12 protein-coding genes are annotated in these 17,593 nt (G+C 42.2%); 1 reads left to right on the forward strand and 11 read right to left on the reverse strand.

Translation table 11 applies throughout. The features are described 5' to 3' along the window. Positions 1 to 6 precede the first annotated feature (6 nt). The 11 genes from B4Q04_RS03285 to cobA all read right to left on the reverse strand — a co-directional run bounded on the left by B4Q04_RS03285 (position 7) and on the right by cobA (position 14,934). The gene (locus B4Q04_RS03285; protein ID WP_088695985.1) at positions 7 to 3,537 is read right to left on the reverse strand and encodes a nitrate reductase; all 3,531 of its coding nucleotides are present in this window, start codon (positions 3,535 to 3,537) and stop codon (positions 7 to 9) included. A 143-nt stretch (positions 3,538 to 3,680) separates the two neighbouring features. Next, positions 3,681 to 5,024 (reverse strand): alpha-amylase family glycosyl hydrolase, encoded by a 1,344-nt coding sequence (locus tag B4Q04_RS03290; RefSeq protein WP_088695986.1) that lies wholly within the window; start codon positions 5,022 to 5,024, stop codon positions 3,681 to 3,683. 38 nt (positions 5,025 to 5,062) lie between these two features. After that, positions 5,063 to 5,734, reverse strand: coding sequence for a response regulator transcription factor (locus B4Q04_RS03295; protein ID WP_046287398.1), 672 nt, complete (start codon positions 5,732 to 5,734; stop codon positions 5,063 to 5,065). 152 nt (positions 5,735 to 5,886) lie between these two features. Beyond that, on the reverse strand, positions 5,887 to 7,191 hold the full coding sequence (locus B4Q04_RS03300) for an alginate export family protein (RefSeq protein ID WP_088695987.1): 1,305 nt from the start codon (positions 7,189 to 7,191) through the stop codon (positions 5,887 to 5,889). Positions 7,192 to 7,226: 35 nt separating this feature from the next. Then, positions 7,227 to 8,051, reverse strand: coding sequence for an ABC transporter ATP-binding protein (locus B4Q04_RS03305; protein WP_013992992.1), 825 nt, complete (start codon positions 8,049 to 8,051; stop codon positions 7,227 to 7,229). 14 nt (positions 8,052 to 8,065) lie between these two features. Beyond that, positions 8,066 to 8,905: an ABC transporter ATP-binding protein gene (locus B4Q04_RS03310; RefSeq protein ID WP_088695988.1), complete on the reverse strand. Its 840-nt coding sequence runs from the start codon at positions 8,903 to 8,905 to the stop codon at positions 8,066 to 8,068. A 21-nt stretch (positions 8,906 to 8,926) separates the two neighbouring features. Beyond that, positions 8,927 to 10,027 carry an ABC transporter permease gene (locus B4Q04_RS03315; protein ID WP_088695989.1) on the reverse strand — a complete coding sequence of 367 codons (1,101 nt, stop codon included), beginning with the start codon at positions 10,025 to 10,027 and terminating at the stop codon, positions 8,927 to 8,929. A 39-nt stretch (positions 10,028 to 10,066) separates the two neighbouring features. Further along, a complete protein-coding gene (locus tag B4Q04_RS03320; protein WP_013992995.1) occupies positions 10,067 to 11,452 on the reverse strand; it encodes a CmpA/NrtA family ABC transporter substrate-binding protein in 1,386 nt (461 codons plus the stop codon). A gap of 249 nt (positions 11,453 to 11,701) precedes the next feature. After that, on the reverse strand, positions 11,702 to 12,457 hold the full coding sequence (locus tag B4Q04_RS03325) for a Crp/Fnr family transcriptional regulator (RefSeq protein WP_013992996.1): 756 nt from the start codon (positions 12,455 to 12,457) through the stop codon (positions 11,702 to 11,704). A gap of 14 nt (positions 12,458 to 12,471) precedes the next feature. After that, on the reverse strand, positions 12,472 to 13,884 hold the full coding sequence (locus B4Q04_RS03330) for an MFS transporter (RefSeq protein ID WP_088695990.1): 1,413 nt from the start codon (positions 13,882 to 13,884) through the stop codon (positions 12,472 to 12,474). A gap of 276 nt (positions 13,885 to 14,160) precedes the next feature. Then, positions 14,161 to 14,934, reverse strand: a complete 774-nt coding sequence (gene cobA, locus B4Q04_RS03335) for a uroporphyrinogen-III C-methyltransferase (protein WP_046287815.1) — start codon at positions 14,932 to 14,934, stop codon at positions 14,161 to 14,163. Positions 14,935 to 15,058: 124 nt separating this feature from the next. On the opposite strand from cobA, the gene nirB reads away from it, so the two are divergent. Then, positions 15,059 to 17,575, forward strand: a complete 2,517-nt coding sequence (gene nirB / locus B4Q04_RS03340; RefSeq protein WP_013992999.1) for a nitrite reductase large subunit NirB — start codon at positions 15,059 to 15,061, stop codon at positions 17,573 to 17,575. Positions 17,576 to 17,593: the final 18 nt, after the last annotated feature.

Genomic DNA, 17,593 nt, shown 5'->3' on the forward strand with positions numbered 1-17,593 from the left:
GATTTTTTAATTTGCTAATTGTAGTTGTTTGTTCATTATGGCCTTTACTTCCGGTTTACAGCTACCACAGCCTAATCCTGCCCCGGTTTCCGAACACAATGCGTTAAATTCGGAGCAACCACCGGCTATAGCATCAATAATATTGCCTTCACCCACTTGGCTGCAAGAACAGACCATTTTTCCTTTTAAAGGAATAGTGGTCGTTGCTCCCCTAAGCAACTCGTTTCGCTTCTCCGATAGTTCAATTTCTTCCTCTATCAGACGTTTAAACTCGGCGAACTCATTCTTATCGCCCATTAATATGGCTCCTTTTAACGTATCGTCTTTAACGATGCATTTTTTGTAGAAGCGCTTGCTGACATCCATCAAAATAATCTCTTCGTAACTACTATCTCCCGAAGGTGCATTTACCATACCGATACTACAGAGGTCAAGATTTTCGAACTTCAGGATATTCATAAGGACGGAGCCGTTATAAATGCTGCCATAATCGCCTAAAATATAGTTGGCGGCAATATCTGCCTGTTGTTCCGCAGCCGATGTTATTCCGAAAAGCGAGTTATTGAACTCCGCTATTTCACCCAAGGCAAAAATAGATGGGTCGCTGGTCTGTAAGTATGAATTGACAATTACCCCACGTCTGGTATTCAAATCGGCTTTTTTTGCCAATTCAATATTGGGCCTTGTTCCTATAGCGTAAACAATGGCATTACATTGAATGGTTCTTCCTGTTTTTAGGTTCACCAGTAAGCGAAACGGATTCTCTTTTTCCTCAAAAACAGTACTTACCTCACTATCAAAATACAGGTTGATGTTTCTTTCGAAAACATCTTCGGCCAAAAGACGACTAGCCACACTATCCAACTGACGTTCCATAAGGCGTGGTGCCCTTTGTACGATGCTTATATTGATGTCTATCTTTTTAAGTGCGGCGGCCAACTCCAAACCTAGCAAACCGCCACCGACAATCACTACATGTTGTTCGTTTGCCGGAAGTCCTGTTTTTTGTAGGTATTGCTTCAATTTATCGGCATCGCCGCGTTCACGCATGGTAAAACGACCGGGAAGGTCTATTTGTACCTCACTGGGCACAAAGGCACGGCTTCCTGTGGCCATTATGAGCAAATCATACGAATGAATCAATCCGTCACTATCGGTAACCTGCTTCATCGATGTATTTACATCACTGATTCCAATCCCTGAGTGCAAGTTCACGTTCAGCTTTTGTAATTCTCCTGACTTTAGCTTTTCCAAAGCTTCCCAAGAAAGCTCATCACTTACATATTCAGGCAACAGAACCCGATTGTAAAAAGGGTCTTTCTCCTTGGAAAACACATGCAATTCGTCCTTTTTATTTTTTTCCCGATACGACTGAATAAAACGATACGCGGCCGCACCGGCCCCGACAACAATGATTTTCTGAACAGGTTTTACAAACTTCTCAACCTGAACGGCACAGTATTTAAAATCGGGTTCTTTGGAGACTGGGTCAACGAGGTCGTTGGTAAGGTTATTGGCCCTACCAAAATCATTGTTCAATACTTTCCCCCAGTGCATCGGCAGAAAAACAACGCGTTCGCGAATATCAAAATTGATCTTTACCTTCACCTGTACTTCGCCCCTTCTACTCTTAATGACCGCGACATCCCCTTCTTTTAACTTTCGCAGATAGGCGTCTACCTTGTTCATCTCTAGGTAGGGTTGCGGAATATGGGTCAGCAAACGTTTTACTTTTCCGGTTTTGGTTCGGGTATGCCATTGATCTCTTACCCTTCCTGTATTCAATACCAAAGGAAAATCAATATCGGTTTCCTCAGATTTATTGTAGAGACTCTGTGGCGCATTAAAGTGGGCCCTTTTATCGTTGGTATGAAAGTTGAAATCCGTAAACAAGCGCGGCGTACCCGGATGGGTTTTGTGGGGAACCGGCCATTGGAAACTTCCTTCATTTTTCAGGCGTTCGTGAGATAGACCCGTAATATCTATGTTGGTACCTTTGGTCAAAAGACAGTGCTCGTCATACACTTCGCTAGCATTGTTATAATCAAAACCTTCGTAACCCATGGCCTGGGCAAAGCGCCAAAGAATTTCGGCGTCGGGCAAGGCCTCTCCCGGAGCATCGATAACTTTGGGCAAATAACTGATGCGCCTTTCAGAATTCGTCATGGTACCTTCCTTTTCCAACCAGCCTGCCGCAGGCAATAGAAGATCGGCAAATTTTGTGGTTTCGGAATTATGACTAATATCTTGAACGACTACAAATGCCGCGTTTTTGAGAGCTTTTTCAACCTTCTTTACGTTGGGCATACTCACTGCGGGATTCGTACAAATAATCCAAATTGCCTTTAATTTCCCGCTCTCTAGGGCATCGAACATTTCCGTAGCGGTATAGCCCGGTTCGGATTTGATTTCCTTCCCTCCCCAAAAATCGGAGACTTCCTTCCGGTGCTGCGGATTGCCCAAATCTTTATGCGCTGCCAAAAGGCTTGCCATGCCCCCTACTTCACGACCGCCCATAGCGTTGGGCTGGCCTGTTAGCGAAAATGGCCCACAACCAGGTTTTCCTATTTGTCCCGTTAACAAGGACAGGTTCAACAAAGACACGTTTTTTGACACCCCGATCACGCTTTGATTGAGTCCCATCGTCCACATGCTTATAAACCTATTGGCATCGCCAATATACTGGGCCGCCTTTCGGATATCGGCAACGGGCACTCCACATTTTTCGGCCGCTTGGCGAAGTGAAAGCGTAAAGGCACTCTCTTTACACGCATCGAAATTGGAGGTATGTTTTTTAATGAAATTCTTATCTATTTTTTTCTTTTCGATGAGCCATCTCGCTATGGCATTGAAAAGAATGACATCGGTACCCGGAAGGATTTGTAAATGCAAATCGGCCGAGGCACAAGTCTGTGTTTTTCGGGGGTCTACAACTATAATCTTTACGTTGGGGTTCTCTTCTTTATGTTTCTCCAGGCGTCTATAAAGAATAGGGTGGCACCAGGCGGGGTTGGCTCCGGCGATCAAAAAACAATCGGCCAGTTCTATATCTTCATAGGAAATGGGTACGGAGTCTTCGCCCAAGGCTTTTTTATAGCCCACAACCGCAGAACTCATACATAGGCGACTGTTGGTATCTACATTGTTCGTTCCTATAAAGCCCTTGGTAATCTTATTCACCAAATAGTATTCTTCGGTAAGGCATTGCCCTGACACGTAGAAACCGACACTATCGGGTCCGTGTTTGGCAATGATACTTTTAAAAACGGCGGCGGCACGCTCAAAAGCCGTATCCCAGCTTACTTTTTGCAGGGGATGGTTCCTACTCCATCGCATTTCCGGATGCATAATCCGGTCACTGGTATCTTGGGCAACATAATTCAGGTTTCTCCCCTTAGAGCAGAGCATGCCCTTATTGGAAGGATATTCCGGATCACCGTCTACCTCTATCTTTCCTTTATGGTCTACATCTACCAGTATACCGCAACCTACGCCACAGTAGGAACAAACGGTCTTATGTGTTTTCTTTTTTAACATTGCTTTTTCCTTTCTGGTACCAAGCACCAAAATTCGATACAGCAAGTTAGAAAATTACGTATTTATACGTAGTGTTTTTTTCGTAATAGTTTGAGGTTTTAATCGTACATCAACAAAAAAAGCCGCTTTTCACTAGTTTTCGATCAATGGCACAAGATGCGGCCCCAACATGGAGGAACTTCAACATAAAGTCCTGTTTTGTCAGACGTAAGGCTATATTCCGGACTGAGCAAATCCGTAAGGACCATTGCTGACGGTTCCTTAAAGGGGATGTGTATACGTGCCGACCTGTTCGAAGCATTAACGACGACCACGACCGTCTTGTTATCACTTTTTCTAGAGAAAGCATAGTATTGCCCGGTGACCAACAAAGTCTGGTAGGAGCCTTTAACCAAGGCTTCGCTACTTTTACGTGCCGCTATAAATTGCTTTATGGCCCCTAATAATTTTGGATGCTTGGCCAGCTTCCCGAGGTCATTCCGTTTTACCGATGGACGCAATAATTCATCACTATGGAGAGATTTCCTCCCTTCAAAGCCCCACTCGCTTCCGTAGTAAATAGCTGGTATTCCTGGCAACGTAAACAGTAGAAGGTACAATGGAAATAAATGCTCAGGTTTCTTCAAGCTACTGGCGGCCCGGTCAACATCGTGATTGTCTACAAAGGAATAGAGGGCCCGATTTTTATAAACTCCCTTAGGACCGAAATCTTCTTCCACCGTTTCGGATATTTTACCGAAATCCTTTAGATTGAAGCTTTCATAAATAGGGGTATGATAATCATAATTGGTAACGGAATCTAACATAAAGGGATTTACCCACCGATTGTAATCGCCATGTACCACCTCTCCCATTAACCAGAAGTTGGGGTTTTCCCTTTTACAAAAAAGGGCCAGTTCTTTCATAAAGTCGAAATCCAATACATCTGCAGTGTCCAAACGCAGGCCATCGATCTTATAGGTGTCTATCCACTTTTTAACGGCCCCAAAGAGGTAGTCACGCACTTCCTTGTTGGCAAGGTTCAATTTTACCAATTCATAGTGACCTGCCCAAGTATCATAGATAAAGGGATCTTTTAGGGGACTACGTTTCCTAAAATTCACATTTGAAAACCATTCGGTATATTTTGAGTGCTTCCCCCATTCCTGAAGGTCTTTAAAAGCGAAGAAATCCCTTCCCACATGGTTGAACACGCCGTCCAAAACCACTTGTATACCCAACTCATGGGCCCTCTCTACGAAAGCGATTAACGCAGTATCGTCGCCCAATCTACGGTCAACCTTATAATAGTCCGTAGTATCGTAGCCATGGGTTGATGATTCAAACACCGGACCGATATAAAGTGCGTTGCACCCTAGATCTACCATATGCTCCAGCCATATATGAAGCTCCGAAAACCGATTAACCGGAGCGGCCGTGAAATTATTGCTTCTATCAGCACCGAGAAGCCCTAAGGGATAAATATGATAAAAAATGGCGCAATCCATATTCGGCAAGACTACTGGGCAAGTTTAAAACAGCGGTACTATACCAAATTATACTGCTGCGCTTTTTTTGAAAGGTCGATGAGATTCTTGACTTCCATTTTACGCATCAGGTTAAAGCGGTGGGTTTCTACAGTACGCTTACTGTTCTTTAGTTTTTCGGAAATCTGTTTGTTCGTTAAACCGGATAACACCAACTCCAACACCTGAAGCTCTTTGTTGGTCAGGTCAAACGGATTGCTGGTCGGCGTCGCCTTTTTAGGACGTTCAACTGCCGGGGCCGTAGAACTCAACAAACTATTGACCAAAACATTTGAAATATCGCCACTATAGTATTTACCTCCTTCACGCACCGTATGAATGGCCTTGATGAATTCCGTTTTACCCGTATCCTTCAAGAGGTATCCGCGTGCGCCAGCTTTCACTGATTGTAAAATATACTCTTCAGAGTCGTGCATGGAAAGAATAATACACTTTACGGGCGAATTTTGGGCACTTAGTTTTTCAACGGCCTCTATACCGGTCATCCGTGGCATTCGGATATCGATGATCAACAGGTCCGGCTTTTTTTTATTCACCATTTCAATCGCTTCGATACCGTCGGAAGCTTCACTGATAACCTTTAAATCAGATTCACTTTCCAGTAAAGCCCTAATGCCGTCTCGAACCAAAGAATGGTCGTCCGCTAAAATGATACTTGTTGTTTGGTCCAAAATATGCGTAATTATACGTACAAATATAATTGGTTTTTTATAAAGAGCGATGCACAAGCCATTATACCTGGCCTCGATCCATTTAAAAACAAAAGAACCGCTACAACAAAAAGGTCGTAACGGCCCTATCGAAGCATCTTTATAAATATGAACTATTCTTTTGCCGTGTTTAAGAACTTAGGTTTCATGGTCAATTGCACCCATGCCCAGTTTTGAACACTAGCGGCAGCATCTTCGGTAATTCCCTTTAATTCGTACATGCCATCACTAGCAAACATTTGCGAATACCCTATGGCCAATCCGTATCCTTTGAAGTTTTTGGCAAAAACCAAGTCAACTTCGGTGCCAAGTGATTTTTCACCACTTCCCAATTCTTGTTCCCCACTAAAATTCAAGACTTTCACCAATAAGCTAGAAGTTTCACCTAATGCAAATTTGGCACTAGCATGAATATCTGTAAGTCCTATTGAGTTGGCATGATTACCTACGTAGAAATAATCCATAAACCCATTGAATTTATGATTGGTTCCGTATAATGGAAAGAAAGCTTCTGTCTTATCTGTGGTGCTTGCATCGTTTCCGCTAATAATCTCAGCTCCAAGCCCTAAAGAAACACCTTTTGATACTTTATAGCTTAGGTCTAACCCTAAAAGATATGCCCCGCTAACATCTACACTATTTTGGCGCTCCCCGGTTTGCAAATACCCATTAAATGCAGCTCCAAAACTTCCTTTTTTATAGTCTAAATGCGTACCTAAAGTAATTAAATTGCTAACACCATCCGCTACAAGTGCATCTGCTTCGCCTGTAAAATTCTGGAAACCGTTGTTCAATATGAGACCGCTAATAGAAAAGGCTTCCCCTTTACGTTTTAAGTACAAGTACTGCATACTTTTATACGAGAAGAATCCCGTGGTATTATAAGCCGTACCTGCAGACTGAAATCCTCCCGGATTTGCAGTGGTAGCCGTAAAATCTTGATTAAAAGCCAGACCAAGATCTATCATTAACTTTCCTTTACTGTACTTTAACAAAGCTGCATCATGATTACGTGCTTGCATAGCCCAGTCCACTCCTCCAAGAATTCTTTGGTCATCATACACAAGCATTTGGCGACCTATTTTTGTAGAGAACCCTTCACTTAATTTGATATCTGCCCATGCTTGAAAAACAGAAAACGAATTATTACTGTCCTCAGGTTTTAATTGTCTGTTTTCTCCCCAAACCATAACGTCTTGAAGACTCATATAAAATTTAAACGCTTCCGTTTGATAGCCCGCGTTCAAACGTAATCGCGTAGCGATTCCAAAGCCCGCATCTGCAGCATCTGGAATAATACTACCGAAACCATTACGGTATTCGGTACGGGGCTTAAGCTCCCCATCGAGTTCAAATTGTGCCGTAGCAAACTGAATCGATAGGGCTAGTAGGGTTATTAATGTGTACTGTCTTTTCATAATCTAGGTATATTAAAAAAGTTTGTTGTTATGGTTTAATGTTCTAAAAAGTCAATCAAGTGTTTTCTATAGGTGTAGTAGTCGTCATGTTCTAATACCGACTTTCGAGTACGCGGTCTTTCAAATTCGATGTCAAGAATATCCCCGATTTTTGCCCTTGGCCCACTGGTCATCATTACAACGCGATCGGCCAAGAAAATAGCCTCGTCCACATCATGGGTAATCATCACCGCAGTAATTTTCTCTTTGTTCCAGATTTCAATTAAAATATCTTGTAATTCCCCTCGGGTTAAAGAATCAAGCATTCCAAAAGGCTCATCCAACAACAGCACTTTAGGCTTGATTGCAAAAGCTCTTGCAATACCAACACGTTGCTGCATACCTTGTGACAATTCAATAGCTTTTTTATCAAAAGCACCATCAAGGCCTACCTTATGTAAGTAGTATTTGGCAATATCTTTGCGTTGTGCTTTGGTAGCATGAGGAAATACCTGGTTCACGCCTAAAAGCACATTTTCCAAAGCGGTCATCCAAGGCATTAAACTGGGAGATTGAAAAATAACGCCACGATCTGGTCCCGGCCCTTTAACAGGGTTTCCTAGAACGGCAATATTTCCCCCAGAAATAGGATTCAAGCCTGCAATCATAGAAAGCATAGTAGTTTTTCCACAGCCCGAATGCCCGATGATGGTCACAAATTCTTCCTTCATAATCTGAAGGTTTAGATTTTCCAGTACCACATAGTCACCTTTAGGTGTAGGGTACACTTTCTTTAGCTTAGATAAATCAAGCATCACTTTTGAAGGGAATACAATTCCGTTCTGCGTTGTGCCTTTGTTAAGTATGGTTTCTGTGCTCATAGGTTATTTTTTTATTAGGCCACAAAACTTTTAGGTGCTATATCAGGAAGCTCATAGGTTTCGTTAGAAACCGATTTACGTGCCTCACCAATATCCATTAAATATTCTATGATGGCATTTCTAGTCTTTTTGAAATTAGGATTGTCATTCATTGCGGTTTTATCACGAGGTCGTTCAATATCAATTTTAAATTCCGGACCTAAAGTTGCATTGGGACCCGGTTTTAAAGGGATAATTCTATCTGCCATATAAATACCCTCATCCACGTCATTGGTAATCAATAAAGCGGTACGCTTGTCTTGGCTCCAGATATTCAATATTTCATCTTGTAAATTTCCTCGAGTCAAAGCATCTAAAGCGCCTAAAGGCTCATCCATGATTATCATTTCCGGATTCATCGCTAAGGCCCTTGCAACCGCAACACGTTGGCGCATTCCTCCGGATAATTCTTTGGGTCTTTTATTAATGGCCGGTGTTAAACTTACCATCCCCACATAATCCTTTACTCTTTTCATTAGAAAAGCTTTCTTTTCTTTTGGAAATGCCTCCTTAACCGCCATATATACGTTCTGTCCAACGGTTAACCACGGTAACAAAGAGTAGTTCTGAAAAATAACCCCTCGTTCATGACTGGTATCAACTACCGGTTCTCCTTTAAATAAAACCTCGCCACTTGTGGGTTTTAATAGGCCGTTAATTAAGTTTACCAAGGTTGTTTTTCCACTGCCAGTAAAACCTACAATGGCTACAAACTCCCCTTCTTCTATAGAAAGGTTAATGTTGGATAATACATCCGTTCTGTTATCTCCTTCTCCGTAGGATTTGTAGACGTTATTTAATTCTAAGTATGCCATCTTCTATTTTTTTAGGTGAGGTTATACTCCTTCGTTTTTGTTGAAAGACACCATATTCTGAACACTTAACATAATTCTGTCCAATAGAAAACCGATAATACCAATGACAAACATGGCAACGATAATCTTCGCGTTGGAATCGTTAGCTCCGTTTTGGAATTCCTCCCAAACGAATAAGCCTAAACCTTGACTTTGTGCTAACAGTTCAATAGCAATCAATACCATCCAAGCGACCGAAAGCGTAATTCGTAATCCCGTAAATATTAATGGTAATGATGATGGTAAAATCACTTTAAATATTTTTTGAAAAGTTCCTAGTTTTAGAACCTTTGCTACATTGATGTAATCTTTATCTACGGAGGAGACACCCATTGCCGTGTTAACCAAAGTGGCCCACATGGCACACAGGCCTACACTTATAAATGAAATCACAAAAGCATTATCAGAGCTATCACCGATATACAAAGTTTTTACGATCATGAACACAAGCAAGTACCAAACTACAGGAGAAACCGGTTTAAAGATTTGTATGAACCAATTAAAAGCACTCCGTAATGATGGACTCAAACCTATTACAACACCAATAGGTACCGCAATTAAAAGGGCCAATAAGAAACCTGCAAAAACCGTTTTTATACTTGTAAGCACAATATCAACAAACGAGGCACGACCGGTATAAACAATAGCATTTTTACCTTGTGCTACTAATTTGGCGTTTGTTGCGGCCATCTTTTCATTAAAAGCGGCTTTATCTGCATTAATCACTTTATGATCTGCAATTAAAGTTTGCAACGACACCCAAACCTGGGTAGGAGACGGCAAAGTATTAGGCTGGCAACTACTATCGCCGGAAGCGATACAATCACGTTCTGCGTCGGCAGCTGCCTGACCTTGTTCTGTCAATGCTTTTTCGATCTTGTAATTCGCCTCTTTATTATATAATGCTTTAGAACCCATGTGCCAGAGCCCTAAAAATAACAGGATAGATAGTAAGGTAATGCCCGATTTTTTAAGCCATGGTAATAAATCTCCCTTTTGAAACTTAGGAGTAAATTTGGTTACCAAAGGTTTTAAAAACGCTAGGCCTTGTCCTTCTTTTTTTAATGTGATGTCTTGTTCCATGATAGTATGCTTTTGCTTCGATAAATTGTACTGTAAACCTTAATCTTTGTTTCCGATTGAGAAACTATTGATGTAACCAATAGGGTCTTTTGCATCATAAGAGGTACCGTCAATGAAATCTGTTGTTGCTGGTTTAAAGCCATCTGTTTCAGGAACATCCGTTGCAGGAATTTGTCCTTCGGCAACTAGCAAGTCTGCTGCTTTTTTCCAGATGTCAGGACGATAAATCTCTTTGATCGTTTCGCTATACCATTCCGTAGTTTTTGTTTCAGGAATTTGTCCCCATCTGCGCATTTGTGTCAAGAACCAAATACCATCTGAGTAGAAAGGATAGGTAGCATTGTACTTGTAGAACACATTGAAATCTGGCATATCCCTTTTATCCCCTTTTTCAAATTCAAAAGTACCCGTCATAGAATTGGCTAATACCTCTTCTGGTGCACCAACGTACTGAGACATGGAAAGAATTTTTACTGCTTCTGCTCTATTTGATGGTTCATCTAACCATTTTCCTGCACGAATCATTGCTTTGGTAACCGCAATTGCAGTATTTGGGTTATCCGTTACGAATTTCTTCGTCATTACAAATACCTTTTCAGGGTTGTTTTTCCAGATATCATAGTTGGTTACTACAGGTACGCCAATACCTTTAAAAACAGCTTGTTGATTCCAAGGCTCACCTACACAGTAGCCATAAATAGTACCAGATTCTAAAGTGGCCGGCATTTGTGGCGGAGGCGTAACAGATAGTAAAACCTCGGCATCTATTTGACCTTGAACATTATCAGCAGTATACATACCTGGGTGAATTCCGGCAGCAGCTAACCAATAACGTATTTCATAATTGTGTGTTGAAACAGGAAATACCATTCCCATTTTAAAAGGCTTACCGCTGTTTTTGTATTCCGTAATTACGGGTTTTAAAGCATCTGCTTTAATAGGATGCACTGGTTTACCATCTGCACCAACGGGTACATTGGGCTTCATTTTAGACCAAACATCGTTAGAAACTGTAATTCCATTTCCGTTTAAATCCATTGAAAAAGGAGTCACCAATTCAGCCTGTCTTCCAAAACCGGCACCAGCGGCAATAGGCTGGCCTGCCAACATGTGCGAGCCATCTAATTGACCATCAATAACACGGTCTAAAACATTTTTCCAGTTGGATTGTGCTTCAACGGAAACAAAGAGGCCTTCATCTTCAAAGAATCCTTTTTCCTTTGCAATGGCTAGAGGTGCCATATCCGTTAGTTTGATAAAACCGAACGTAAGTTGTGGTTTTTCAATATCTAGTTGTTTTGTTTTTGAAGCGACCGCATCTTCCGTAGCGGCTGCATTTGTCTTTTTTGTTTCTTTTCCTCCACAAGCCATAACTACTGCAGCTATAGTTGCTAGTAATGATGCTTTTGTAAAAATGGTTTTCATAATAGTATGGTTTTTAATTTAACTACGTATTAATACTTACTTTTGACAAATGTATACGTAATTAACTTTTTCACACATGGGATACAATAGGTTGTTTCCTCTTTTTACACCATACCAATACCTACGAAAAAACAGGTTGTTCAGGTAACACAAACAATAGCAGGGCATTCAAATACACGCACCTATATACTTATAGATACGTATTGCTACTTATTAAAAAATGTGATAAAGCGTAAGGCGGAATGAGACTTAACTATCTAGATAGAAGTTGTGTTCGGATATTTCCTGCTGCAAAAGTGAGGTATCGTTAATACCTATATGCTTACCTTTGGTTACGATAAGTTCTTCTTTTTTCAGGGCCGAAAAAACACGGATTACCTGCTCTTCAGTAGTGCCGGCATAATCGGCATACTCCCTCCGTCTTAATAATACGGATATAAAATTATGTTGCTGTCCGAATTTTCTGTGAACATACAACAGGGTATCTATAACCCTTTCCCGAACACTCATTTGTGAAAGCGTCTTTACCTTGGCTTCACTTTTATTCAGTTCGTTTGCATAGAATAACATGAGATCATAAGTAAATGTGGGTTCCGTTCGCAATACCTCTTGCAGATTTTCTTTGGAAAAATAACATAGCGTGCAATCTTCTAGGGCAACAGCACTTATAGTATAAGATTCTTCTGTTCCAAACCCCCTATGACCAATAATTTCGCCTTCTTTAGCAAAACGCACAATTTGTTCTTTACCATGAAGTCCTGTGCGCAGTACTTTAACCTTCCCTTTTAACACAAAGAAAAGGCCAGTTACTGCGGCACCTTCCATAATGAATTGTTGTCCCTTTTTACAACGTATCTCCTTGCGTTGTTTGACAAAAGTAGAACCAACCGAAGATTTCATGTTTCTCTTTATCAAGCAGTATTCATTAGAACAAGCCACGCAAGCGGTATTCACCAAATTTACATCATCGGTTAATCCACTTGTTTTATTTGAGATTGAAATCATAGTCTACCACAATTTTATTTATCTGCTGCGTACGCTAATTCAACTTTTAACTCTTCTTTTACCGCTTTTTCATCGGCAGTAGAGAATTTAATGGCTAAGGTCACTAGTGCAGTGACAGCAACGAAACCGCCAATTACGAAATAACCACTTGAAACAGCACCAGAAGCTGCTGCCGCTTGCGCAGCTTTCATAGCTTCTTCTCCCAAATTAGAATTTGTAGCCAATGCTGCCGTCTCGGCAACTGAAGATTTTGATTTTAAAAACATAGCAGCCATGAATGCCCCCACGTTTCCTCCTGCACCTACGATACCGGAAATAGAGCCAATCGCTTTTTTATTTATAAAAGGAACCACGGAGAAAGTTGCGCCTTCCGCCATTTGTACCGAAAGACTAAATAATATCAAGAAAATCATACCGAAAGCAATGCTTGTGGTAGTTGAAAAAATTGTCAACATTACCCCTTCTACTGCAAGAATCATGGTTAAAAAAAGAACCCTACCACGAAGGCCTTTTAACCTTCCAAATCTATCTCCAAAAAAGCCGCCCAATGTACGGGCGAAAATATTCATTAAGGCAAATGAAAGCACTAAATTACCCGCCATTGACCGTGAAATACCAAAGGTATTCTGAAGGTAATCATCCATTGTTCCATAAACCGTAAGCTCTATACCAAAAGATGCTCCATAAACAACAAAAAGAATCCAAACCCTATAATCTTTTAGGACACTTAAAAAGCCTTCTTCATCTTTTTTAATGGTTGGCATTCTGCCTTCTTTCTTTAATTGTGCAAAATTACCTTCGGGAGTGTCTTGTGTAAAAAAGTAATACACCACACCCATTAGCATAGCAATCACACCAGCTATTACCATTGAATAGCGCCAAGCTATTTCATCGGCAACACCAAAACTAACAACTGCCGCCGCAATTAAAGGCATCCCTAAACGGTTGGCTCCACCACCTAAATTTCCCCAACCCGCAGATGTGGCGTTAGCCGTACCGACAATATTAGGGGCAAACATTATAGAAGTATGAAACTGCGTAATAACAAAAGATGCTCCAATAAAGCCGATAAATAGACGGCAAATCAAAAATTGGGTCGGCGTCTGTACAAAACCGAGAAGTATAACGGGTATGGCGCCCAAAACCAATAGATAGGTATAACATAGGCGTGGTCCGTATTTATCGCAAAGCTTACCTATTAGTAAACGTGCGAATACGGTTCCTGTTACCGCCAATATGATCGAGTTCCATTTTTGATCGGGAGTAAGTCCCAAGTCCTTTACCACGTCAGGCATAAAGGGTACAATACCGAACCATGCGAAAAAACAAATAAAGAAGGCTATTGAAGTAATCCAAAATGTACGGATAGGCATACTTTTTAAATCGGTCAGTTTTAAGGTAGTCGCTTTTTTAGATTGTGTTTCCATAATACTAATGTTTTAGGTTTAAGGATAACCAAAACTACGTATTAATATACGTAGTAGTACGTATATTTTAAAAAAGGATATGAATACTACGTATTTTTATGAGGATGTAAACTAAATGAGGTTAAAAATCAGATATCGTAAAAAAAGATCTATGAAAATTGACGAAATCGGATTCGAAACAAAAAAAACCGCCCTACAAAACACTTAGTACAAGTATTTTTTAGGGCGATGATACCTATTATATCAAGGAATACGCACCCGGCGCAATTGCCGTTCCTAGAGACTCGAATGAAGCACACGCTGAACCTCTTCCTCAAAAAAGGAAGGATGCTCGGCAACCACATCGCCAATTACAATAATGCCCGGTTTGGAAGTATCGATATCGGAAATAGCCGATGCCACATCCCCCAATGTCCCCACTATACAGGATTCATTCTGCATGGTACCATTTTGAATGACCGCCATCGGCGTTAAGGAACCCCTATATTTACTTACCTCGGCCGAAATCTCCGCGAGTTTCCTAACCCCCATTAGTATAACCATAGTGGCAGAAGACTGTGAGGCAAACTTTAAATCTTCGGAGAAGGAGCCGTCCCTTTTGGTGGCCGTCATCACCCAAAAACTACTACTCACCCCTCTACGCGTCATGGGTATGCCCTGACCGGACGGAACGGCAATGGCACTTGATACGCCTGGGACCACCGTTACAGGTATACCAAAAGATTCCACATAGTCTATTTCTTCGTGGGCACGTCCAAAAACAAAGGGGTCACCGCCTTTTAAGCGGACCACATGACCATGTTCAAAGGCTTTTTCCACAATGAGAACGTTAATATCATCTTGGGTAAACGCATGTTGTCCACATCGTTTTCCTACGTATATTTTCGGAATACGGGTATCCATCTGACGTAACAGCTCTTCCCCTATCAAGGCATCGTACAATACGACATCGGCAGCCTTCAAAGCCTTCAAACCCCTAACTGTTATTAGGTCTGAGCTACCTGGGCCAGCTCCTATCAATGTAACTTTTGCTTCTTTTTCAATTTTCATCCCTAATGATTTTATAAGCTTCTTTTGGTAATTCCTCAACAAAACTACGTAATTATTTCGATAAAATTTGATGTAGTGTACGTATTTATACGTAATATTGCTAAGTAGTTTAAAATCGAAGCCTATGAAAACTATTATTGTTGTCGGAAACGGCATGGTCGGATATAAGTTCTGTGAAAAATTCGCCGCCCGCAAAGAATCTGAAAATTTTAAGGTCATCGTTTTCGGTGAGGAACCAAGAGCCGCCTATGACCGCGTGCATCTCAGTGAATTCTTTGGAAACCGAGATGCAAAGGCATTGGAACTTGCCCCCATGGACTGGTATACCGAAAACAAAATAGAACTCATCGTAAACGAACGTATTACCGACATCCATCGCAAGACAAAGACGGTAACTACCGGAAGCGATAAAACCTATACGTACGACTACTTGGTACTCGCTACGGGTTCCAGCCCTTTTGTGCCCCCTATAAACGGCGTTGAAAAAGAAGGGGTCTTCGTATACCGAACCATAGAGGACCTGGAAGCCATGCTCGATTATGCCGAAAAGATAAAGTCAAAGAAGACCAACGGACGAGCGGCCATTTTAGGTGGGGGACTCCTAGGTCTTGAAGCGGGCAAAGCCGTAATGGATATGGGATTAGAGCCCCACGTCGTGGAATATGCCCCAAAATTGATGCCGAGACAGCTCGACTCCCGAAGTAGCAATGTGCTACAACTTACCTTAGAAAATATGGGTATCAACGTCCACTCGGGAAAGGCTACCAACCGGATTCTGGGCAACGGCGCCATAACGGGAATGGATTTTGGCGAAGACGACACCCTTGAAGTGGATATGCTGGTCATTTCGGCCGGAATACGGCCAAGGGACGAACTCGGAAGAACCTGTAACCTTGAAATGGGCGTTCGTGGTGGTATCGTGGTAAACGACAGAATGCAGACCTCTGACCCCTCTATCTTTGCCATTGGCGAAGTGGCCCTATACAACCAAATGATATATGGCCTGGTAGCGCCCGGTTATGAAATGGCAGAAGTGGCGGTCAACCAAATCGTAGAAAGCCATGAGGTTATAATGAGGGCGGAAATAGACATGTCTACCAAACTAAAACTTATTGGGGTAGATGTTGCCAGTTTTGGGGTACCGTATATGCCTGCGGACAAAGGGCTCTCCATTATCTATGAAAATAAGACCAAAGGCCTATATAAAAGAATTAACGTAAGCCATGATGGAAAAACCCTGTTGGGAGGGATCATGGTCGGTGATGCCGCCGATTACAGCATTCTTCACCAGATGTACCTCAACAACATCCCTTTGCCCGACAATGCCGAAGAGCTTATTGTTGGCGCAAGGGGCGAAGGCGGTTCTGCCTTCGGAAGTGCCATGGACCTGCCCGACACGGCCGTTATCTGTTCTTGCGAGGCCGTAACCAAGGGAGCCGTCTGTTGTTCGGTAATCGACGATGGCAACGAAACCGTAAAGGCCGTCGCCAAGGCCACGAAGGCCACTACGGGCTGCGGAGGGTGTAAACCCATGGTGGCCGATTTGGTAAAGGAAAGCCTAAAGACCTTGGGGAAAACGGTAAAGGAAAACATCTGTGAGCATTTCGATTACTCCAGACAAGAGCTTTTTGATATCGTAAAACTCAGGGAGATCACAGATTACGACCAATTGTTGGACGAGGTGGGGAAAGGCCATGGCTGTGAAGTCTGTAAACCGTTAGCCGCCTCTATTTTTGCCAGCATCTACAATGAAACGGCCAACCGCCAAGAAACCATTCAAGATAGTAACGACCGTTATTTGGCCAACATACAGCGAAACGGGACCTATTCCGTTGTACCTAGGGTGGCCGGAGGGGAAATATCCCCAAAACAACTCATGGCCATGGGACGAATCGCCAAAAAATACGACTTATATACCAAGATTACGGGAGGACAACGCATCGATATGTTCGGCGCCAAACTGCACGAACTACCCTTGATTTGGGAAGAGCTTATCGCCGAAGGTTTTGAGACCGGCCAAGCCTATGGAAAATCGCTCCGGACCGTGAAAAGTTGCGTCGGTTCTACCTGGTGCCGCTACGGTATGGATGAAAGTGTGAGTTTTGCCATCGAAATAGAGAACAGGTACAAGGGTATACGCTCCCCCCACAAATTTAAAGGTGGTGTCTCGGGCTGTATTCGCGAATGTGCCGAAGCCCGTGGTAAAGATTTTGGTTTTATCGCCGTTGAAGGCGGATGGAACGTATACGTCGGCGGGAACGGTGGCGCCAACCCAAGACATGCCGAATTACTGGCCGAAAAAGTGGACAAGGAGACTGCCATAAAATATGTAGACCGCTTTATGATGTTCTATATCAAAACGGCACCGCCACTTACAAGAACCGCCGCATGGCTTGAAAAACTGGAAGGGGGCATTACCTATCTTAAGAATGTAGTCATCAACGATTCCCTAGGCATTGCAGAAGAATTGGACGCCGATATGCAGAAGTTTGTCGACACCTATAAATGCGAATGGAAAGAGGCCGTAGAGACTCCCGAAATAAGGGAACGCTACACCCACTTTATCAACTCTGACGAAACCGATGACAATATTGAGTTCGTATCCTTACGAGAGCAAAAAATGCCTAAGGAATGGGCCTAAAAAATGAAATGATGCTTC

Source organism: Zobellia sp. OII3 (assembly GCF_002211465.1).
Lineage (GTDB): Bacteria > Bacteroidota > Bacteroidia > Flavobacteriales > Flavobacteriaceae > Zobellia > Zobellia galactanivorans.

What these genes read in the sequence shown, in the direction of transcription:
- B4Q04_RS03315 (WP_088695989.1), bottom strand. Translation starts at nt 10,027, where the DNA reads ATGGAACAAGACATCACATTAAAAAAAGAAGGACAAGGCCTAGCGTTT.
- B4Q04_RS03325 (WP_013992996.1), bottom strand. Translation starts at nt 12,457, where the DNA reads ATGATTTCAATCTCAAATAAAACAAGTGGATTAACCGATGATGTAAAT.
- B4Q04_RS03330 (WP_088695990.1), bottom strand. Translation starts at nt 13,884, where the DNA reads ATGGAAACACAATCTAAAAAAGCGACTACCTTAAAACTGACCGATTTA.
- B4Q04_RS03285 (WP_088695985.1), bottom strand. Translation starts at nt 3,537, where the DNA reads ATGTTAAAAAAGAAAACACATAAGACCGTTTGTTCCTACTGTGGCGTA.
- B4Q04_RS03290 (WP_088695986.1), bottom strand. Translation starts at nt 5,024, where the DNA reads ATGGATTGCGCCATTTTTTATCATATTTATCCCTTAGGGCTTCTCGGT.
- B4Q04_RS03320 (WP_013992995.1), bottom strand. Translation starts at nt 11,452, where the DNA reads ATGAAAACCATTTTTACAAAAGCATCATTACTAGCAACTATAGCTGCA.
- B4Q04_RS03300 (WP_088695987.1), bottom strand. Translation starts at nt 7,191, where the DNA reads ATGAAAAGACAGTACACATTAATAACCCTACTAGCCCTATCGATTCAG.
- nirB (WP_013992999.1), top strand. Translation starts at nt 15,059, where the DNA reads ATGAAAACTATTATTGTTGTCGGAAACGGCATGGTCGGATATAAGTTC.
- B4Q04_RS03310 (WP_088695988.1), bottom strand. Translation starts at nt 8,905, where the DNA reads ATGGCATACTTAGAATTAAATAACGTCTACAAATCCTACGGAGAAGGA.
- B4Q04_RS03305 (WP_013992992.1), bottom strand. Translation starts at nt 8,051, where the DNA reads ATGAGCACAGAAACCATACTTAACAAAGGCACAACGCAGAACGGAATT.
- cobA (WP_046287815.1), bottom strand. Translation starts at nt 14,934, where the DNA reads ATGAAAATTGAAAAAGAAGCAAAAGTTACATTGATAGGAGCTGGCCCA.